This window comes from Mesorhizobium sp. USDA 4775, from assembly GCF_054062655.1.
Map to the genome: position 1 here is coordinate 3415971 of NZ_JBSSFM010000001.1, position 19598 is coordinate 3435568.

The window sequence follows — 19598 nt, forward strand, 5'->3', positions numbered from 1 at the left end:
TGCCATGATTTTGCCGCAAGGCTGGCATTTCACCTTTTATCTCAAACCGTTAGGTGATCACGTCAGATTTCGCATCGTCGTCATCTTTTGTTCGCAAAATGGGAACGGAAGCGATAGACGGGCATTGTTTTGCGACGCGTCAACCGTTACGTGTCAAGCAATGGTGCAGTGCACAATACCGCATTGAGCACAGTAGAGAATTGGCGGAGTAGCTGAAGTGTCACTTCTGCAGATCTATTGGAGAGCGCTGGGCTATCTGGCCGCCGACAAGAGGCGCGTCGCGCTGATTTGCGGCGCCAATGTCGCACTTGCCGCTATCGCCATCCTGGAGCCGATCATGTTTGGCCGGGTGATCGATGCCATCTCCGCGCATGGCTCTGTATTCTCCACGCTTGCCGTGTGGGCCGGCTTGGGCGCCTTCAACGTCATCGCTTTCGTCCTGGTGGCGCGCGGCGCCGACCGCTTTGCTCACGCCCGGCGTAGCGAAGTGCTGTGCCAGTCCTTCGAGCGCGTCATCACCATGCCGCTTGCCTGGCATCATCAGCGCGGCACGTCCAACGCCCTGCACACGCTGCTGCGTGCTGTTGAGACGCTGTTCAGCCTATGGCTCGAATTCATGCGCCAGCATCTGTCCACGGCTGTCGCGCTCGTCCTTCTCGTGCCGACGGCGCTCAGCATGGATGTCCGCATGTCGATGGTCCTGCTCGCGCTTGGCGTGCTCTATGTCGGCATCGGCCGTCTGGTGATGAAGCGCACCAAGGCGGGCCAGGCAGCCGTCGAGCGCCATTACCACAAGGTGTTCGCCCATGTGACGGACTCTGTGAGCAACGTCGCCGTTCTCCAGAGCTACAACCGCCTTGGCCATGAGGCCGAGACTCTGCGCCGCTATGTCAAGAACCTGCTCGACGCCCAGAACCCGGTGCTCGACTGGTGGGCCATCGCCAATGCGCTCAATCGTCTGTCGTCGACCATCTCGATGATGGTGGTGCTTCTGATCGGCGCTTATCTGGTGACCCATGGCCAGTTGCGCGTCGGTGATGTCATCGCCTTCACCGGCTTCGCCACGCTGCTGATCTCGCGGCTCGACCAGATGTCGGCTTTCGCCAACCAGATTTCGGAAGCTCGCGCCAAGCTCGAGGAGTTCTACAAGCTCGAGGACTCGGCCGCCGATGCCGCCGAACCGGATGGCCTGCGCGACCTTACCAATGTCACCGGCCATGTCCGCTTCGAGGATGTCAACTTCGAATTCGCCAATTCGGGGCAGGGCGTCAGCGATGTGTCCTTCGAGGTTCAGGCCGGCCAGACCGTCGCCATCGTCGGACCGACGGGTGCCGGCAAGACCACGCTGATCAATTTGCTGCAGCGCGTCTTCTCGCCGTCGAGCGGCCGCATCCTGATCGACGGCATCGACACCCGCACCGTGACCCGCAAGTCGCTGCGCCATTCGATCGCCACGGTGTTCCAGGATGCCGGACTGCTCAACCGCTCGATCGAGGACAACATCCGCGTCGGCCGTGCCGAAGCCAGCAATGACGAGATTCACGCCGCCGCCGTCGCGGCTGCGGCGCAGGACTTCATCCTGGCCAAGAGCAATGGCTACGACACGGTGGTCGGCGAACGTGGCGGCCAGCTCTCCGGCGGCGAGCGCCAGCGCATCGCCATCGCTCGCGCGGTATTGAAGGACGCCCCGATCCTGGTGCTCGACGAGGCGACCAGCGCGCTCGACGTCGAGACTGAGGACCGCGTCAAGGAAGCGATCGACGAATTGCGGCGCGACCGCACCACCTTCATCATCGCCCACCGCCTGACCACCGTTCGCGACGCCGATCTGGTCGTGTTCATGGACAAGGGCAGGGTGGTCGAAATGGGTGGCTTCGCCGAGCTGTCGCTGCGGAACGGCCGCTTCGCCAGCCTGCTGCGTGCCGGCGGCCTGCTCAACGACGAGGAAGTCCGCCGCCTCAGCCGCTCCGTGCAGGGCGAGGCCGCGTAAGCATCATCTTTTACCTCCCTCGTGGGGAGGCCGGACCGAAGATCCGGGTGGGGGCAGCGCCGCCCCCAACCCGCTGCTTCGCAGCGACCCTTCCCACAAGGGGGAGGGTAACCAAGCCTGCGACACCACCGCTCGATTGCCCCGATCGCGCTGTCGGTCTATGTAATGCCGCATGAGCGATACGACTTCACGCCTGAGCGGCTGGATGGACCTTGCCAACCCGACGCGCTTCGTTGGGCTGGCCGACAAGGTCGTGCCATGGCTGGCGACGATCGCCGCGCTCATCCTTGCGGTCGGCCTCTATATGAGCTTCGCCGCACCTGAGGATTTCCAGCAAGGCATCACCGTGCGCATCATGTACATCCATGTGCCCTTCGCCTGGCTCGCCATGATGTGTTACTCGCTGATGGCGGTCTCAGCCCTTGGCACGCTGGTCTGGCGGCATCCGCTGGCCGATGTCGCGCTGAAATCGGCGGCTCCCATCGGTGCGGTCTTCACCGCACTTGCGCTGATCACCGGTTCGATCTGGGGCAAGCCGATGTGGGGCACCTGGTGGGTCTGGGATGCCCGCCTGACTTCGGTCTTCGTGCTGTTCCTGATGTATCTCGGCATCATCGCGCTGACCCGTGCGCTCGACGATGCAAGCCGCGCCGCCTGGGCCGCCGCCATCATCACGCTGGTCGGCTTCATCAACATCCCGATCATCAAATTCTCGGTCGATTGGTGGAACACGCTGCACCAGCCAGCCTCGGTGTTCCGGACGGACGGCCCGACCATCGACCCCAGCCTGCTCTGGCCGCTGCTAGTCATGGCCGTCGGTTTCACGGCGTTGTTCTTCACGCTGCACCTGATGGCGATGCGCACCGAAATCCGCCGCCGCCGGGTGATCGCCATGCGGCGGGTAGCGGCTCGGCAGGCGGAGCGGGCTTAACCTTCTCCCACAGGGGGAGAAGGGAAGGCCACTCAACCCATTTTCCCCCGCGCTGCCACCGGCAGCGTTTCGAGCACCTGCTCGCCGTCGATCAGGTTGACCTCGTTGAACAGATTGGTGACGACGCAGCAATGGTCGGGCACCACGCGCACGCGCTCGCCGATGCGCAGCTTCGCATCACCGGAAAGCGTGACAGTGCCATGTTCTTCACTGAGTCCGGTGACCCTTGCATCGGGAGCGCCGAGCAGTTCGCCAAAATCCTTTAGCCCGAGCGTGTCGCTCGACAGCGCCTTGCTGCCAGCATCGAGGATGGCGCGTGTTGCCGTTGGGTGGCTGACGACGGTGGCGAGCACCGTCAGCGCGCAATCGTCGAGGGTGCCGACGCCTTTGGCGACCTGATAGCGGTCGAGATAGATGTAGGTGCCAGGGCGATATTCGGTGACGACTGATGTATCGCTGGAGCGCCACATGTCCGGGGTGCCGCCGCTGGAGATGCGTTCGCAAGCGAGGCCCGAAGCGGCCAGCGCCTGCTTGGCTTTCGCAAGCCAGGCTTCGGCCTCGGCCGCGCGGCCAGCGGCAGGATAGGTCATCAGCCCGCCGAAGGCGAGGCCACCGGCCTTGTCGATCAGCCTTGCCAGCGCAACCGCCTCATCAGCCGTTTGCACGCCGCAGCGGCCCATGCCGGTGTCGCATTCGACCAGAACCTGGAGAGGATGGCCGGTATCGGTGAAAGCCGCCGCCAGCCCTTCCAGCGTTTCCGTGCTGTCCGCTGTGATCGACAGGGTTACGCGGCCGTGCAGCGCCTTCAGCCGTTCCAGCTTGGCGCGGCCGAGAATGTTGTAGGGCAGAAAAATATCGGACAATCCGGCATCGGCCATCACCTCGGCCTCACCGATCTTCTGGCAGGTTATGCCGACGGCACCCGCCGCCACCTGCTTCTTCGCCCAATAGGGCAGCTTGTGCGTCTTGATATGCGGCCTGAGCTTCAGTCCGTTTTTGTCGGCATGGGCCTGTGCGCGGGCGATGTTGGCTTCGGCGCGCGCGCCGTCGATCAGGATCGACGGCGTATCAAGGTCGTGGACGGTCGGCATCTTCTATTCCTGTGAGAATTCGCAGGGTTTATGAGCCTGAAAGTGCTTGATGTCACGCGGCCAGCGGACCGGATCGCTGGGCCATCCCTGCATGGCGAAGGGCACGGCAGGCAGTGAGATGGATCGACACCGCAGCGGCGTTCGGCTATGCGATTTGCAATGCATGACGCCCAAAAGTGCCCAGCGGTTTTGGGATGACGACATGCAACAACCTAAAGCGTGTAGACACGAAGGGTCACGATCATGAAACGTTCCGCCATCAACGAAATCATCCGCGAAGCCGACGCTTTCATCCGCTCGTTCGGCTACATCATGCCCCCCTTCGCCTATTGGTCGCCCGAGGAGATGAAGGCGCGCCAGGTCGATTCTTCGGCCATCTACACCTCGCGTCTCGGCTGGGACATCACCGATTACGGCCAGGAAAAATTCAACGAACTCGGCCTGTTCCTGTTTACCGTGCGCAACGGCCGCTACGAGGATATGAAGAAGGGCATGGGCATGCTCTATGCCGAGAAGATCATGATCTCGCGCAAGGACCAGCTGTCGCCGATGCACCGCCACAACATCAAGGCAGAGGACATCATCAACCGTGGCGGCGGCAAGCTGGTGCTGGAACTGTTCATGCACGATCGCGACGGCGGCATCGACCCGAAGGCCGAGGTGTCGGTGCCGGTCGATGGAACCATCCATAGGCTGCCGGCGGGCGGTTTGCTGAAGCTCGACCCGGGCCAGAGCGTCACGCTCCTGCCTGGCGTCTGGCATGCCTTCTGGGCCGAGGGCAAGGACGTGCTGATCGGCGAGGTGTCGACCGTCAACGACGATCTCACCGACAATGTCTTCCGCGAGCCGATCGGCCGCTTCTCCAACATCGACGAGGATGTCGCCCCGGTGCACCTGCTGGTGGCCGACTATGAGAAGTGGCTGAGGTAGGGCAGGCCAAACTCGGCTTGGCCCCGCGCTACCGCGCGTGTTTGTCCGCCTTGCGGTTGCCGAGCAGCAGCTTGCGCTCGAGATACGCCCGCAGATCACCGTAGTAGGCGGTCAAAAAGGCCTTTGAATCGATCGGTTCGACCTTCGCGCCGATCTTGCGGCCGATGGTCTCGGCAACTGCCTTCATCGCGGCATAATCGTCGCGGCGCAGCACGTCTTCCAGCTTGTGCAATTCGGCGATGCCATAGGCGTCGAGCTGCTCCGGGCTGAAATGGAAGCGCTTGTCGACCGGGTCCTTTCGCTGTGAAAGGTCCTCGACCAGCTTGAATTTCGGTGTCTCCACCACCCAGGTTCCGGCAAGCAGGTCGCCAATGCGCAGCCGGTCGCGGTTGAACAATAGAAACAGCGAAAACAGCAACGCCCACACCAGGCCGAAAATCGTCGACAGCGTGTCGGCGACGCCGGCGCCGCCGCGCGCGGCGATGATCGACAGCGGCAGGAAGACCTCGATCTCGCGCATCAGGTTGCGTGCGATGACCTGATCGATGGTGAGACCCGCGCCGCTGCGCGAGGCGACCCGCACGCCGACGATCCGCTTGCCGGGCGTCGCGGCCCGCCGCCCCGCCTCGAAGGCGATGAAATAGACGTTGCGCAGCAGGAAGATGAAGATGATCCAGACGATGAAGAGCGGCTCTGCCTCCTTCACACCAAGGCCGCCGAGGCCGAAGATGACGACGAGGGTGACCGCAATGGCGGCAGCGACGATGATCACCACATCGAGCAGGAAGGCTGAAGCCCGCGTACCGGCGTCCGCCAGCTTGACCCTGAGGTCGACACCTTCCGGCGTGATCAGCGGCCTTATCAGCTCGGCAGGGTTCCTAGCCGTTGCCATGCCGCACCATCCGGAACAGGTAGAAGTAGGCGATCCACAAGGCCAGCATGCCGCCGCCTATGGCGTAGCGCGTCGCATCGCTGGTGATCGTCTGCCGGCCGATGCCTTCGAGCAGGCCGGCAAACAGAAGCATCACCATGACGCCGACCATGGCGGTCGCCGCCACCCGCCCGGCCTGGGCCGCGGCCGCCATCCGGGTCAGTTCTCCGGGGAAGGCGATGCGCGTGCCGATCCGCATGCCTGCCGCGCCCGCCAGCGCGATGGCGAACAGTTCCGTCGTGCCGTGGATCGACAGCCAGCCGCCGAGCTCCAAGCCCAGCCCCTTGGCCGCATAGACCTGGAATAGCGCGCCCAGCATGCATCCGTTCATCAGGATGATCAGCACGCTCGGCACCGCGAAGGCGAAGCCCAGAGCAAAGGCCAGGATCGCCACCTGCGTGTTGTGAGTGAACAGATAGGCGGCAAATCCGGACAGGAAGTGGCTGCTGCCGCCATCGTAGAGCACGCTGCGCAGCACTTCGGCAGACGAATCCGGGTTGCGCCCGCCGGCAAGGCTGGGCGCGATGATGGCGTCGTACCAGCGCTTGTCGGAGGCGACCAGCCAGTAGCCGGCAATGGCGCCGACGACAGTCAGTGCGACCGACACCCAGGTCTCGCGCCACAGATCGCGGATTGCCGCCGGCCAGTCACGCAGGAAGAAATCGCCGACGCGCTGCCTCAAGCCGCGTCGCGCGCCATAGAGATAGAAGTACCCGCGTAGGCTGAGCGCCTCCAGATAGGCGATCAGCGCGCTGTCGAGCGACGTTGCACGGGCCACCGAGAGCGACGACAGCGCCGAACGATAGAGCAGGGGCAGCGACAGCAACTCGTCTTCCGAAAGCGTGCGCGGCGCGCGTTTTTCGACGCGGGCCAGCAGCGCCTCGAACGCCTTCCAGTCGGCCTCGCGCTCGTGGCGGAAGCTTGCCAGCGACTGGCGTACGGCATCGGTGCCTGCGGGCAGCGTCATAGGAGGTTCTGCTCCTTGAGCTGGATATAACGCTCGACCAGGGCCGGACCGAGCCGCTGATGGTCGGCCTCGATCACATGCGCGCCAAGCAGCCGCAGTCGCCCGATCACCACTTGCCGCTCCCGAAGCAGGCCGCCGGCGGTGACCGCGCGGGCCACATCCTCGGGTTTCGTGGGCTGCATGTCGGCCAGCGTCTCCAGTTCCACATCCTTCATCAGCATGAACAGCACCAGATGCCGCTCGGTCAGCCGGCCGACGGTGCGCAGCATCAGTTCGGCGCTGATCGGGTCGACGAAATCGGTGAAGACGATGACCAGCGAGCGACGGTCGAGCTTGGCCGCCAATGTCGTCAGCGCGAGCGTGAAATTGGTCTCCTCGCTGGAATAGTCGATCTCGGCCGCGCGCTTCTGGATCATCGTGAAACTCGGCGAGCCGCGCACCGCGCCGCTCGAGACGCGAGGCGTGGCATCGAAGGAGAACAGGCTGACGAGGTCGCCGCCCTTGAGCGCAATGAAGGCCGACAGAAGCGCTGCCGTTACCGCCCGGTCGACTTTCGGCACGCCGTCGACCGGCTCGCACATCAGCCGGCCGCTGTCGATCGCCAGCACGATGTTGTTGTTCTCCTCGATCCTGAACTCGCGCGCCAAAAGCTTGCCGTGGCGGGCGCTGCGCTTCCAATCGATCATCCGCCGGCCCATGCCTGGCTGATAGTCCTTCAGCGCCTCGAACTCGCGACCCTGGCCGGCTCGCCTCTGCGCGTGGCCGTCGGCCAGCGCGGAGCGCTGCAGCAAGGTGATGGCCTCATCGCGCGCGCTGCTGACGTCGGGCAGCACCGCCACCTTGCGGTCCATCGGCAGCACGACCTGGTTCCAGGTCAGTCCGAACGGGCCTTTCCAGCGCAGCCAGACTCGGTCGAAACTGGCAATGCCGCGCCGGCGCGCCGTGAATTCGAGATCGAGCGTGCCGCCATTCGCGGGCAACGCACCGCCTGTGCGGCTGACCGGCTCCACACGCTGATCGTGGCCGACACGCGCTTGCAGCATGCGCGCCCGCTGGCCGAGGCTGGCCGCGACGTGCACGGTAAAGCGTCCGCCGACGCCGACCTGCGGCGGCGCCGAGAGACTGGCGCTGAGCGAGGCACGCCCACGCCCGGCCGCCGCGTCGACAGCGAGAAATGCCAGCAGCGCGCAGATCCACAGCAGGCCCAGATACCAGACATGCGGCAGCGCAAGCGAGATCAGGAAGGCAGGGATCGCCCCGGCCGCCGCAGCCCACACCGCTCTGCCGGTCGGGTAGATCAACGCGGCGCCTCCGTCTGGTCGACGAGATCGGACACGATCTGCTCGACAAGCCGCCCATCGATCTGCGCCGCCGGCGACAGGATGACGCGGTGGCGCAGCGCCGGTATGGCGAGCGCCTTGACGTCGTCGGGGATGACATAGGCGCGGCCGTCGAGAGCCGCCCTGGCGCGTGCCGCGCGCGCCAGCATGGCGCCCGCCCGTGGGCTGGCGCCAACCTCGAGGTCCGGGCTTTCGCGCGTGCGGCGCACAAGGGCAGCGATATAGCCGACGACATCGTCAACCAGCGTCACCTCACCAACCGTGGCAAGTGCCGCCTCCAGCGTCTTGCGGTCCGTCTGGGCCTTGATGCCGTATTGCGCGATATCATGCGAGGCGGTGCCGCCGCCGTGATGCACGATGATAGCCTGTTCCTCCTTGAGATCGGGATAGCTCACCCGGTGCTTGAACAGGAAGCGGTCAAGTTGCGCCTCGGGCAGGGGGTAGACACCCTGATGCTCGATCGGGTTCTGCGTCGCCACCACCATGAAGTTCTGGCTGAGCGCATGCGTGGCGCCGTCGAAGGTGACGGCGTGTTCCTGCATGGCCTCCAGAAGGGCGGCCTGCGTCTTCGGCGGCGTGCGGTTGATCTCGTCGGCGAGCAAAAGGTCGCAGAAGATCGGCCCGCGCGTCAGCGTGAACTGCCCGCTCTGGAAATTGTAGATGTTGGAGCCGACGATATCGCCAGGCATCAGGTCGGGCGTGAACTGGATGCGGCCATAGGCGACGCCAAGTGCTTGCGCGAAGCATCGCGCGGTCATGGTCTTGGCGGTTCCCGGCGGGCCTTCCAGCAATATGTGGCCGCCGGCAAACAATGCCGTCAGCATCAGATCGACCGTGTCGCGCTGCCCGGTGATCGCTTTCGCCACTTCTTCCCTGATCGCGGTCGCCAGGGCCTTCACATCATCGACGTTCACCGAGCCTCCTTGTCGTCCATTCATGCAGCGCTTCCGCTGCCTCATGCATTTGCACCAGGGTCCTGGCTTCGCTCGCGGCTTTGAAGCGGCGGCTGAAGCCCTGCGTTTCGCTTCGGTCGCGGGAATCGAGCCAGCGGTCGAGCGCTTCGCCCGGCAAGCCTTGCGGCGCGCCTAGCAATGCGCCGGCACGCGCACGCATCAGCGTCGCATACCGATCGCCGAGCTGCCCGAGCCGCCCGGCGCGCTTCAGGAGCATCGCGGTGGTGTCGACCAGCGCCCGCTTGCCGAAGGCAATCGCCCGGGCCTCGGAGCGCGGCGGTCCGAACCTGCCGAGCCCATGCAGGAAGGCAAGGGCGGCCGCCGCCAGCACCGACAGCGTCAGCGCCAGGAAGGGTGGCTCGACCAAAAGCTTGGCGAGATCGTATTTCTGCCCGACGCCATGCAGCGTCAGGTCGAACATCACGGCGCCCTTTCCGGGCTCCAGCATGGCGATCATGTCCAGTGCCGCCGCCGCCTTTTGCGGATCCTTCAGCGCCGCGTTGTTGATCAGATCGGGGTCGGTCAGGATGTAGAACGGCTCGTCGTCGAGCGAGGTGAGAATGGCCTTGCCGTTGCCCGCCGCGATCAAGGGGTGGTCATCCGCCACCCATTGCAGGTCTTCCGGCGCGGTGACCATGCGGCCTGCGACGTCGATCTGCCCGACCGAACTCTTGCCTTCGCCGAGCTTGGCCTTGGCGATGCGCCCGAGCCAGTCGTTGACGACCGTATCGGGCAGCCGTTCGAGCTTCATCTCCCAGCCTTCATGGTCTTGCAGCGGCAAGATGATCCATTTGGGCAACACGAACAGCGTGGCCTTGCCCGAGCGAAGCTTGATGATCCTTGCCAGCGCGGCCGGGTCGCTGTTTGGCGCGATGGTGACGATCAGCAGGAATTCGGACGCCAGGCCGGAGCCGAGCGATTCCTCGCTGCGCGCCATGAGTGGCGCCTGTCCATTGGCGAGTTTCAGCCATTCGACGAGCCCGGCATAGCCGGAGCCGCCCTTGGAGAGCGGCGTGCCGCCGCCTTCTGGCTGGCGAAAGTCCGGCGCGTAGGTCGACAGCAGGAAGAACCCCGCCGCGGCCAGCAAGCTGGCAAAGATGCCCCAGAACAGGGTTTTGCGGCTGAACGGTTCCTGCGCGGCGTCGACCGCTGGCGCGCTCATGTCCAGGCATCCCTGAAGACGAAGCGTTCATAGGCGCCACGCGCCTGCTGCCAGCCTTCCGCTCCGACCGGCCGGCGGGCAAACAGCGCTGCCTCGACAATGCGCGCGATCTCACTGAAGGCGCTGCGTGCCCGCGCCGGCAACGATGTGGCGCTGGCGATGTCGCGTGAAGTGAGCGACGGGCGCAGAAAGTCGGGCAGCCGCCCGGCAATGTCGGCGACGCTGCGGCGAAGCAGAAGATGCACCGCCTCGTCATACTCGCCGCGCGCGGCGAGTGCGTCGGCCTCGGACAGCAGGATCTGCGCGGCACTCGCATTCGGGCGCCACGCCTCCTCCGCCTCTGCCTCCTTACGGGCGCGCCGCCACGGCAGGCGCCATGCCACGCCCTTGGCTTCGAGGGCAACGAGAAGCGCGATGACCGCGACGCCGACGATCACCGCGCCCCAGAACAGGTAGATCATGTAAGGGCCGATCTTCGCCAATGCCTCCAGAAAAGGCCGCAGCCATTCCGGCGGCTCGGGCTGCACCAGTGTCGGCAAGTCAAACTGGATGGAATCGTCCGCAAGCAACTGCTTGTGTATCTTTGCCAGCCATTCGGCGTCCTGCGGCTGTGCGACTGTCACCCGCTCGCCCCTCTGCACCTGCGGTTCGGTGTCGACACTGGCAATACGCCTGGACAATTGCAAGTCCACTGGACGAAGCCTTTTAATCTTGGCAGATTTACTTTCGAGGTTGGTTGTTTGGATGTTGCGGCGGCTCGGGGGAATATCATGACCACTGCGACATTGGGACAACCCGGCCGGTTCGAGATCGGCAGGGTGTTCAACAACACCTTTGCCGTCTTAGGCCGCAACATCGGGCTTTGCCTTGGCCTTGCCGCGCTGTTCGCCGGCGTGCCGACGCTGCTTGTCCGGTTGTGGAGCCAGCCGCAGGTCGACGCGATGTTGCGTGGTGATCCGGGTGCGATGGCGGATCCCCATGCGATGTTCCGCAATTCCTATCTCAGCCTCGTCGCCGGGCTGGTTTCCTTCGTTTTCACCATGCTGCTTCAGTCGTCACTGGTCCGGGCGACGATCGAGGACCTGAACGGCAGGCGGCCCTCCTTCGGCGACTGTATTCAGATTGCGATCCGCTTCCTGCTGCCGACGCTGGCGATTGGCTTCCTCGTCGCCTTTGGCTCGGTCCTTGCCATGCTGGCCCTGATCGTGCCCGGCATCATCTTGTGGCTCGGATGGTCGATGTCGGTGCCGGTCCTGATCCAGGAGCGGCGTGGCGTTTTCGGCTCGATGTCACGCAGCCGTGCCCTGACCAAGGGAAACCGCTGGTCGCTGTTTGGCCTGTTTCTCATATTGATGATCATCGCGATGGTCATCCAGTGGGGGATATTGCTGGTTTTCGTCCTGTTTGGCGGGATTCTGGCGCAGCTGGGCGCCGCGCTGGTGCAGACCGTGATCTCCATGGTGCTGTCGATCGCCGCCGCGGTCAGTTATGTCGAACTGCGCCAGGTCAAGGAAGGCGCAGCATCGACGAACTGGCGCAGATATTCTCGTAGCGGACGGCGCCATTCACATGAGGGCGACAGCCCACTTCAACGACGGAATGGTTTGCGCGCTCGTCCGACACATGCCTGACGAACTGGGGCGGGGGTGATCACGCTTGAGGATGGCTCTGCCGAGCCCGGCCAATTGCGGCAGCTTCATCAAAATGGATGGCGACTTTCATCCGCGCTTGTGGTGGCATCCAGCCCAATTGGAGAGCGGACCGCCGGAGCAACAGGTCCATATTCCGGTGAGTGGGCCAACTCCCTCATTGAGCGGCCTCTTCATAGGCTCCGACCGAGGATAGTCGATATGTATGATCCTGCCGAGAGGAACAAGAGGCCGGCTCGCACCCAACCAGCCGAAGATGAGCGGCTGGCGCGGCTCGAGAAAACGGCCAGGCTCAAGCGGCTTCGGTCCTACGCTTCCTGGCTTGCACCTGATGCATACGCCCAATTTCATGATGAGATCGACTGCTCTGCGCTAATTGAGGAAAGCCGTTCATTCAGCCTGGCCTGATCGGCTGATGCCGCCGCGCCGCGGCCATAAGATCGTGATCCAAGGCTCGGTCTGTGCGGTGGCGGCTCGGGCTTCCATCTCCTGAAGGTTGGCTTCGCATAGGAACATCGTCAGATCGGAATCTCAGTGACAGCAGCCGCGCTGCACGCTCGTTCGGCACAGGCATGACGAGCTGATCGCCACATCTGCGGATTCCGACGTGAAGCCGGCCGCCATTCCGATCAAACACCGGCCACCATTCCGGTATGAAGCCGGCCACCATTCCAACCAAAGACCGGCCGGTTTTCGGCACTGAAGATTACCTCCTGGGTCAGCAACTTTGGCATCAATTACCTCGCGATGAACGAGGACATTTTGATGCCGGCAAAGAGAAGGCTGACCATGAGACAGTTGAGACAAATGCTTCGGCTTGCCGGAAGCGGGACCAGCTCCCGCGAGATTGCGGTCGTGCTGGGAATAGCACGCAGTACGGTGCAGGATAATCTGCGGCGCGCAGCGGCAATCGGGTTGAGCTGGCCCCTGCCAGGCGAGCTGACCGATGACGCGCTTGAGAACAAACTCTTCGCTCGCAATGGCGTCAAGCAGGGCACGCGGCGGCGCACAGAGCCGAACTGGGCCCATCTTGCCGTCGAGCTCAAGAAGCCGGGCGTCACGCTCCTCATCTTGTGGGAGGAGTATCGAGGAAGTCATCCCGACGGATATGGCTACAGCCGGTTCTGCGAGCTCTTTCGCAGCTTCGAACAGCGGCTTTCGCCGACGATGCGCCAGGAACACGCCGCCGGCGACAAGGTCTTCGTCGACTATTCCGGCAAGAAGATCCCGATCGTTGATCGAGACACCGGCGAGATCCGTGAGGCGGAGATCTTCGTGGCAGTGCTGGGTGCGTCCAGCTTGACCTATGCCGAAGCGACCTGGACCCAGACACTGCCGGATTGGATTGGTTCACACGTCAGGATGTTTCGTTTCTTTGATGGCGTTCCCCGCCTGATCGTCCCCGACAATCTGAAGTCGGGCGTCAGCCGCGCCAGCTTCTACGATCCCGAGATCAATCGCAGCTACGGCATGATGGCATCCCATTATGGCGTCGGCGTTCTTCCGGCACGGCCGCGACGGCCGAAGGACAAATCGAAAGTCGAGAACGGCGTGCGTTTCGCCCAGTCATGCATTCTGGGGCGGCTGCGCAACCAGACCTTCTTCTCGCTGGCCGAGGCCAATGCCGCAATTCGCCAGGCACTCAATCGCATCAATGATCACGTCATGCGTCGGCTGGGCGTCAGTCGCCGGCAACTGTTTGAGAGCGTCGAGCGTGCTGCGCTGGCAAGCCTTCCGAGCGAAGACTACGAATTCGCCGAGTGGCGTTTGGCCCGCGTCTCGACGGATTACCACGTCGAGTTCAAGACCTTCTTCTATTCCGTACCGCACAACCTCATTCGTCAGCAAGTCGATCTGAGGGCAACGGCACGCACCATCGAGATCTTCCACCGCGGCAAGCGCATTGCCGTCCATCAGCGCCGCTATGGCGGCCCTCGTCATGGGACGGATCCGGATCATATGCCCAGCTCCCACCGGCGATATGCCGAGTGGACGCCGGATCGTTTCCGTCGCTGGGCCGCATCCGTCGGGCCCGAGACGGAAGGCTTGGTTGTCGCAATCCTCGCCAGCCGCCCACATCCTGAACAAGGCTTTCGAACATGCCTGGGTGTCCTTCGCCTGTTTCGCGATGTCACACGCGATCGCGCCGAAGCCGTCTCAGCCCGCGCTGTCGAGATCGGTGGGCTGAACTGCAAGAGCATCGCCTCGCTCATCGCCAATCACAAGGCCGCAAGGCATTCCACCGAACCGACCGCCATCGTCGATCACGCCAATCTGCGTGGCCCTGATTACTTCCATTGAGGAGACATACCAATGCTCATCCATCCGACCATCAACATGCTGCGCGAACTCGGCCTTCATGGCATGGCCACTGCCTTCCAGGAACTCGACGCACAATCCGAAGCACGCGGCCTCGAGCATGGCGAATGGCTTGCCATGCTGCTCGAGCGCGAGGCTACCATGCGCCGCCAGAAGCGTTTCGAAGCCCGCGCCAGAGCTGCAAAACTTCGCCATGACGCACAGATCGAGAATGCCGACTTTCGTGCCGCACGCGGTCTTGATCGCAATCTGTTCATGGCGCTCGCCGGCTGCGACTGGATCAGAAAGCATCACAGTCTTCTCATCACCGGGCCGGCCGGCGTCGGCAAGAGCTGGCTGGCCTGTGCGCTTGGCCACAAAGCTTGCCGAGAGGATTTCTCCGTCGCCTATCACCGCGTTCCCCGGCTGTTTGCAACGCTTGCCCTCGCGAGAGGCGACGGACGTTATGGCCGGATCCTCAAGCAACTCGCCAAAACCGACCTTCTCATTCTCGATGACTGGGGACCGGAAAAACTCAATGATGACCAGCGGCGTGATGTGCTTGAGATCATTGAAGACCGCTACGAACGCCGATCGACAATCGTCACCAGTCAGCTGCCCCTGGATCGCTGGTACGAGATCATTGCAAACCCAACCCTGGCCGATGCCATCCTGGACCGCCTCGTTCACAACGCCTATCGCATCGATCTCACCGGTGAAAGCATGCGAAAACAGCGCTCGCCGAGAGCGTCCGAAACAGCGCACGCTTGACCTGAAACGAAACCCAATCCAAACATCAACGAGACCCAGGATCAGTCCGAAAAATGGCCGGCTTCAAATCGGAACACCGGCCGGAATGAAATCGGAATGACTGGCCGGCTTCAAATCGGAATCGATGGCCGGCTTCGTCGGAATACGCACACATCCGCCTTGACCAGCGCCGTGGCGAGTCTTGCCTGCAGGGCCAGCAACTCCTCGCTCTCGCCACGCCGCCGCAAACATTCCACCAGCCCGTGCAGCGCCCAGACATTGTCCGGGTGCTGGGCGCAGCGCTGCACCTTGCCGGTGAGGCCGAGATCGTCGCGATAGACCTGCTCGGCCTCTTGCATGTGGCCCTGGTCGAGAAGCAGTGCCGCCAGCGCATGGCGGGGCGGGTGCATCCACGCCCATGGCTCGGTGTAGGAGAGGTTGTCATCCAGCTCGACTGCCTGGCGCAAATGGCCATAGGCCTCCTCGTGCCGGCCCTGATGGTAGGCAAGCTCGCCGTCGAGCAAGGCGGCACCGACAGCGAGCGAGGCGCGGGTCGGGTTGCTGAGGAAACGCCGTTCGGTCGGAATGGTCTCCATATGCCGGTGGAACCGGTCGCGCTCGCGCTCGGCTTCCGTGAATTGCCTCAGCGTCGCATGCGCGACACCCTTGGCATAGTGCTGCATGGCCGCCGTCAGCACATACAGGCCGGGCTCTTCGACCGCCGGTTCGTCGATGATCTCCTGCCAGCGGCCGAAGCGCACCTGCACATGCGATTTCATCGCATGATAGCCTTCCACGGTCTGGGTGAGTTTTGGGCGGTCTTGGATGCCGACCACGTCTCGCGTCACTAGGCTGCGCACCTTGTCGGCGGCCCACAGCGCTGGCCGATACTGGGCAAGGAACATGCATGTGAACATCATCAGATGCAGATCGTGACAGCAGCCGAGCAGATAATAGGTCGGCTCATCGGCATAGGCGAGATAGAGGTCGTTGGCGCGGACCGCCTTTTCGCTGGCGATCCTCGCCTTCTCATAGTCGCCGCACAGCACGTAGATATGCCCAGGCATATGGTTCATGTGCCCGGCATCCGGGCACATTTCGCCGAGCCGGTCGGCCGAGCGCAAGCCGCGTTCCGGCATGGTCGACATTTCCAGGAGATGGATGTGCAGGTGCAGGATCGCCGGGTGTTGTGAGGCACCTGCCTCGTCGGCAAGCCGGATCGACCGCTCGCAAACCTCCAGGGCTTCCAGCACGTCCGAATTCGGTGCCGGTTCCCCCGTCTTGAGGTTCCACAGCCGCCGCACCGTGCGCATCATCAGCGCCTCGACCAGCAGCGCCATCACATCATGATCGTCGGGAAAATCGTGGTAAACCCGCCGCATCGCGGCGGCATAGGCATCATCCCACGGTTCGAAATCCTGTGGTCTCACCTTGTGCGGCTTCTGAAAGCGAGAGGCCAGCGCCTCGATCAATCGCCGTTCGATCTCGCTGGCGCCAGCCGCATGGGCGCGCGCCAGCTGGACATGCTGGAAGCAGCGCCTGGTCGCGCTGTTGGCCTCGGCCTCGCCATGTTCCTTCCAGGTCAGATTGTAGAAAGGCCCGGCGGCATAGGCGATGCCCCAATGCACCATCGCGCAGCCGGGATCGGTCTGCAACGCCTTCTCAAAACACTTGATGCCTTCCTCGTGGTTGAAGCCGTAACACCAGTTGAGCGCGATATCGAACCAGCGCTGGGTCTCAGTGGAGCGGGTGGAGATCGGGCGGCGATAGGTGCCGAGGTTGAAGTGGTCCATTTCCCGGCTCGTCTGACTCATTGTCTTTGTCAGACAAGCGCAGTCGGTGTGCCCAAAGCTTTCTGACCTTCGGCACGATCTGGACTAGCTTGCGGTTTGGCTATTTTCCCCCGCATATCCGCATCACACGCACCGATATTTGGAACTGCTGTGCGGGCGACCTGAGACAGGGTCTGCAAATCAGAATTTATAGGCGATCCCGATTCGGACCTCGTTGGTCTTGAGGTGTTCGTGCTCTTCCCAACCCGAGTCAGTGTTATCGGTTGCAGTCGTGACCTTGCCGAAATCTGTATAGCGATATTCGGCCTGGCCGACCCAGTTTTTGTTGAAAGCGTAAGCGAGGCCCGCGCCGACCGTCCAGCCGGCCTTGATTGTCGACTTGGAATCCGTTGCCGGCCCGTCTTCGAACTTCGTGTGAATGTCTCCCAGCGCCAAACCGCCGGTGACATAGGGCATCCAGTTGTCAAAGGCATAACCCAGGCGCCCGCGCAATGAGCCCTGGGCGTCGATATGGGTATTGTCGTCACTTCCGAACGGCCAGTCCGGGTTGTGGCCGACAATTCCGGAGGCCTCGATATCGCCTTCGACGCCGCCGACGATATTGCCCCATTGCATGTTATAGCCGGCAAAAATACCGCCGGTGACCCCACGGAGCCTGAAGCTATCCGAATAATCTGAATCGCCGCTGGCGATGTTCTCGTCCTGGATATGGTCCTTGCCCCAAGCGTAACCGATCTGGCCGCCGATATAGGCGCCTGTCCAATCATACGTGGAAGCGACCGGAAGTTCATTCACAACATCGGCCGCCATGGCCGAGGAAAGGGTGGCGCCAAAAAATGCTGCTGCCAAAATGTATTTCATAGTCTGTCCCCGCCTGGAGCTATGCCTGACCCGAGCTCTATGTATCAGTATCACAGGAATTCCCTTACGGAACGCAATTGCATGGTTGAAGCGCACGCTTTCCCCAAAGCATGTTGCTACAGCGCAACAAAAAGGCGTTTTGGAGGGCCATTTGGCCTGTTTCCAAACGATTGTCGCCCCGATCTTCGGGTTCGCGGAGTAGCCGCGTTGCCACGGCGAGCCGGCCGCGGCTGGATTCCCTCGCCATCAATGTGTGCCTCCAAGCGTTGCAAGCGCCATGGTGGCACCGCCGCTGTTTAAGAGGGTAGGCTGGCGTCTCTGACAAGAAAGCCACCCTGCTTGTGCGTGGCGTGGGCGGCTTTGAAAAGTCTGAATGGGAATTGAACCCATTACGTCGGTTTTGCAGACCAATGCGTCACCGTCCCGCCATCAGACCGTGCTGGTGTTATGGTCATACCACCAACGCGCGTCAACCTTGCTGCAGGCGCGGTTTGGGTGAAGGGATTGTCGGTGGCGCGCCGCCCTTAGTTGGTCTCTTCGCGCGGCGCCTCGCTTTGCCAGCCGGCCAGCTCCGGCAGGTCGTCGAGCCAGCTTTTCTCGCTCATTGAAGCATCGCTGGCCTGCGGTGCGGCCTCCGTGGCGTTTTGAATCAGCCAGTCCATCCACTTCCGATAGGCGACCGGATCCAGTTGGGGTGGCAGCACCTTGGCCTTGGCCAGCATGCGTTTGCGGAAACTGGTTTGCCTGCGCAGTTTGGTCGTCGTGAACTTGATGACCTTGCCTTGATAGTCGACCGTCCAGCGGTCGCCTCCAAGACTGACAAGGCTGTCGATCGAGAAACCGGCATCGACCGGTCTGTCCCGCCAAGGCAGTTCGACGGCATTCTTTCTCAGATCGAGTGCCCATCGCCTATAATCGAAACCCGCGCGCTGCGGCGGCAGCACACCGGCCTGTTCGAGCATCTTCCTGCGGAAGGTCGGCTGCTTCTTGATCTGGCCGGTCGTGAACTCGACGCGATGCCCACGAAACTCGACATGCCAACGGATCCTTCCGTTGCCGACATACTTCACCAGCCTGTCGATGAGGAATTCACCATCGGCAAGCGTCACGCAGCCTTGGCGGATGCTTTCGTGAATGAACTCGGTGTCAGTGACCATTATCCGGCCTCGTGCTGGAAACTTCTACGCAACTTAGCCATTGGAACGCACCTGCCACCATCAATCTTTTTCACTCCGGAAATCTCACCTGCCTCAAGCCGCCCAAAGTGACGCGCCGTGCGTGTTCTCGGACGGGAAGCTTGTTTCAGGTGCGGCGGCATCAGCCAGCCCGCGCTTGCTGTCGGCTGCCTTGAGGCCTTCCATCCTGACAAGAATGTGCAAGCCGTCGTGTTACGGTCTGTCATGTCATCGATCTGATAGCCATCGAAGCAATGGGAGAGTTCGCCACGTCCAGGATCAACCGCCGCGCCTTGCTTTTCCACTCCGGCAGCGCAGCCGTCGCCTCGACGGTTGCGGCAACCGCACGCGCCACAGGGTCGCCGGGCCGAGACCAGGAACCGTCAGATAGATTGCGAGAGCTGATTGAGGCGCACAGGATTGCATATGCGGCGTTCGGCAAGGCGCTGCACGATTTAGGCGGCGACTCCGGCGGAGCCAGCCGGGAGGAGGAGAGGGCGCTGCTCGCCATCTGCGGCCATGCCGCGGTCGAGGAAGGCGATCGCCTGGCCAAGGCCCGATATCTTCTGGAGATAGAGGCGCACGGCGAACTCGACCTCCCGGAGCATATGCAGGCTGTTCTTCGATCGACAATGTGGAAGGGATGAGGCGACCGGCGCGCAACCACGACAATGTCACCGCGCTGATGGGCGCGGCGGTTGTTCGCTACATATTCATGCCGCGCCAACAGTCTCGCGGCCCGACGCGAGCCTTTTAGCCAGCAGGTTTGCAGCCTGC

Annotated in this window: 17 protein-coding genes and 1 tRNA gene; 7 read left to right on the plus strand and 11 right to left on the minus strand. The window is 62.9% G+C overall.

The window, feature by feature from the left end; translation table 11 throughout:
- The first annotated feature begins 217 nt into the window (after positions 1-217).
- Both ACVILI_RS16535 and ACVILI_RS16540 read left to right on the plus strand, forming a co-directional pair.
- A complete protein-coding gene (locus ACVILI_RS16535; protein WP_019857540.1) occupies positions 218-1990 on the plus strand; it encodes a glucan ABC transporter ATP-binding protein/ permease in 1773 nt (590 codons plus the stop codon).
- A gap of 172 nt (positions 1991-2162) precedes the next feature.
- Entirely contained in the window at positions 2163-2921 is a 759-nt protein-coding gene (locus ACVILI_RS16540) for a heme ABC transporter permease (RefSeq protein WP_457102548.1), read from the plus strand.
- A 32-nt stretch (positions 2922-2953) separates the two neighbouring features.
- Here ACVILI_RS16540 and ACVILI_RS16545 read toward each other — a convergent pair whose 3' ends face one another.
- A complete protein-coding gene (locus ACVILI_RS16545) occupies positions 2954-4012 on the minus strand; it encodes a D-TA family PLP-dependent enzyme (RefSeq protein WP_019857542.1) in 1059 nt (352 codons plus the stop codon).
- Positions 4013-4255: 243 nt separating this feature from the next.
- Between ACVILI_RS16545 and ACVILI_RS16550 the strand changes: the two genes are divergently transcribed.
- On the plus strand, positions 4256-4942 hold the full coding sequence (locus ACVILI_RS16550) for a D-lyxose/D-mannose family sugar isomerase (protein ID WP_027046725.1): 687 nt from the start codon (positions 4256-4258) through the stop codon (positions 4940-4942).
- 28 nt (positions 4943-4970) lie between these two features.
- Here ACVILI_RS16550 and ACVILI_RS16555 read toward each other — a convergent pair whose 3' ends face one another.
- The 6 genes from ACVILI_RS16555 to ACVILI_RS16580 are packed head-to-tail and all read right to left on the minus strand — an operon-like array spanning position 4971 to position 10918.
- Entirely contained in the window at positions 4971-5834 is an 864-nt protein-coding gene (locus ACVILI_RS16555; RefSeq protein ID WP_038646185.1) for an RDD family protein, read from the minus strand.
- Positions 5821-6840: a stage II sporulation protein M gene (locus tag ACVILI_RS16560; RefSeq protein ID WP_038646186.1), complete on the minus strand. Its 1020-nt coding sequence runs from the start codon at positions 6838-6840 to the stop codon at positions 5821-5823. The genes ACVILI_RS16555 and ACVILI_RS16560 overlap by 14 nt, the downstream gene beginning before the upstream one ends.
- Positions 6837-8141, minus strand: coding sequence for a DUF58 domain-containing protein (locus tag ACVILI_RS16565; RefSeq protein WP_038646187.1), 1305 nt, complete (start codon positions 8139-8141; stop codon positions 6837-6839). The genes ACVILI_RS16560 and ACVILI_RS16565 overlap by 4 nt, the downstream gene beginning before the upstream one ends.
- Positions 8138-9094 carry an AAA family ATPase gene (locus ACVILI_RS16570; RefSeq protein WP_038646188.1) on the minus strand — a complete coding sequence of 319 codons (957 nt, stop codon included), beginning with the start codon at positions 9092-9094 and terminating at the stop codon, positions 8138-8140. Before ACVILI_RS16570 ends, ACVILI_RS16565 begins: the two co-directional genes overlap by 4 nt.
- Positions 9081-10295 (minus strand): hypothetical protein, encoded by a 1215-nt coding sequence (locus ACVILI_RS16575; RefSeq protein WP_038646190.1) that lies wholly within the window; start codon positions 10293-10295, stop codon positions 9081-9083. Before ACVILI_RS16575 ends, ACVILI_RS16570 begins: the two co-directional genes overlap by 14 nt.
- A complete protein-coding gene (locus tag ACVILI_RS16580) occupies positions 10292-10918 on the minus strand; it encodes a DUF4129 domain-containing protein (protein WP_038652527.1) in 627 nt (208 codons plus the stop codon). Before ACVILI_RS16580 ends, ACVILI_RS16575 begins: the two co-directional genes overlap by 4 nt.
- Here ACVILI_RS16580 and ACVILI_RS16585 point away from each other — a divergent pair.
- The 3 genes from ACVILI_RS16585 to istB all read left to right on the plus strand — a co-directional run bounded on the left by ACVILI_RS16585 (position 10871) and on the right by istB (position 15013).
- Positions 10871-11926, plus strand: a complete 1056-nt coding sequence (locus ACVILI_RS16585) for a hypothetical protein (protein WP_240564719.1) — start codon at positions 10871-10873, stop codon at positions 11924-11926. The two genes, ACVILI_RS16580 and ACVILI_RS16585, sit on opposite strands and share 48 nt — an antisense overlap.
- Before the next feature lie 807 nt (positions 11927-12733).
- The gene (gene istA / locus ACVILI_RS16590; protein WP_148307437.1) at positions 12734-14245 is read left to right on the plus strand and encodes an IS21 family transposase; all 1512 of its coding nucleotides are present in this window, start codon (positions 12734-12736) and stop codon (positions 14243-14245) included.
- Positions 14246-14257: 12 nt separating this feature from the next.
- Positions 14258-15013, plus strand: coding sequence for an IS21-like element helper ATPase IstB (istB, locus tag ACVILI_RS16595; protein WP_038646815.1), 756 nt, complete (start codon positions 14258-14260; stop codon positions 15011-15013).
- A 110-nt stretch (positions 15014-15123) separates the two neighbouring features.
- Here istB and ACVILI_RS16600 read toward each other — a convergent pair whose 3' ends face one another.
- The 4 genes from ACVILI_RS16600 to ACVILI_RS16615 form a co-directional block, all read right to left on the minus strand.
- Positions 15124-16785: a hypothetical protein gene (locus ACVILI_RS16600; protein WP_457102549.1), complete on the minus strand. Its 1662-nt coding sequence runs from the start codon at positions 16783-16785 to the stop codon at positions 15124-15126.
- A 180-nt stretch (positions 16786-16965) separates the two neighbouring features.
- Positions 16966-17646, minus strand: coding sequence for an outer membrane protein (locus tag ACVILI_RS16605; protein ID WP_084791496.1), 681 nt, complete (start codon positions 17644-17646; stop codon positions 16966-16968).
- Between the two features lie 365 nt (positions 17647-18011).
- Positions 18012-18082, minus strand: a tRNA-Cys gene (locus ACVILI_RS16610).
- Positions 18083-18170: 88 nt separating this feature from the next.
- On the minus strand, positions 18171-18803 hold the full coding sequence (locus ACVILI_RS16615) for a hypothetical protein (protein ID WP_038646203.1): 633 nt from the start codon (positions 18801-18803) through the stop codon (positions 18171-18173).
- Positions 18804-19213: 410 nt separating this feature from the next.
- On the opposite strand from ACVILI_RS16615, the gene ACVILI_RS16620 reads away from it, so the two are divergent.
- Positions 19214-19468, plus strand: a complete 255-nt coding sequence (locus ACVILI_RS16620) for a hypothetical protein (RefSeq protein WP_240565146.1) — start codon at positions 19214-19216, stop codon at positions 19466-19468.
- Positions 19469-19598 lie beyond the last annotated feature (130 nt).

What these genes read in the sequence shown, in the direction of transcription:
- ACVILI_RS16540 (WP_457102548.1), top strand. Translation starts at nt 2,163, where the DNA reads ATGAGCGATACGACTTCACGCCTGAGCGGCTGGATGGACCTTGCCAAC.
- ACVILI_RS16545 (WP_019857542.1), bottom strand. Translation starts at nt 4,012, where the DNA reads ATGCCGACCGTCCACGACCTTGATACGCCGTCGATCCTGATCGACGGC.
- ACVILI_RS16550 (WP_027046725.1), top strand. Translation starts at nt 4,256, where the DNA reads ATGAAACGTTCCGCCATCAACGAAATCATCCGCGAAGCCGACGCTTTC.
- ACVILI_RS16555 (WP_038646185.1), bottom strand. Translation starts at nt 5,834, where the DNA reads ATGGCAACGGCTAGGAACCCTGCCGAGCTGATAAGGCCGCTGATCACG.
- ACVILI_RS16560 (WP_038646186.1), bottom strand. Translation starts at nt 6,840, where the DNA reads ATGACGCTGCCCGCAGGCACCGATGCCGTACGCCAGTCGCTGGCAAGC.
- ACVILI_RS16575 (WP_038646190.1), bottom strand. Translation starts at nt 10,295, where the DNA reads ATGAGCGCGCCAGCGGTCGACGCCGCGCAGGAACCGTTCAGCCGCAAA.
- istA (WP_148307437.1), top strand. Translation starts at nt 12,734, where the DNA reads ATGAGACAGTTGAGACAAATGCTTCGGCTTGCCGGAAGCGGGACCAGC.
- istB (WP_038646815.1), top strand. Translation starts at nt 14,258, where the DNA reads ATGCTCATCCATCCGACCATCAACATGCTGCGCGAACTCGGCCTTCAT.
- ACVILI_RS16600 (WP_457102549.1), bottom strand. Translation starts at nt 16,785, where the DNA reads ATGGACCACTTCAACCTCGGCACCTATCGCCGCCCGATCTCCACCCGC.
- ACVILI_RS16605 (WP_084791496.1), bottom strand. Translation starts at nt 17,646, where the DNA reads ATGAAATACATTTTGGCAGCAGCATTTTTTGGCGCCACCCTTTCCTCG.
- ACVILI_RS16615 (WP_038646203.1), bottom strand. Translation starts at nt 18,803, where the DNA reads ATGGTCACTGACACCGAGTTCATTCACGAAAGCATCCGCCAAGGCTGC.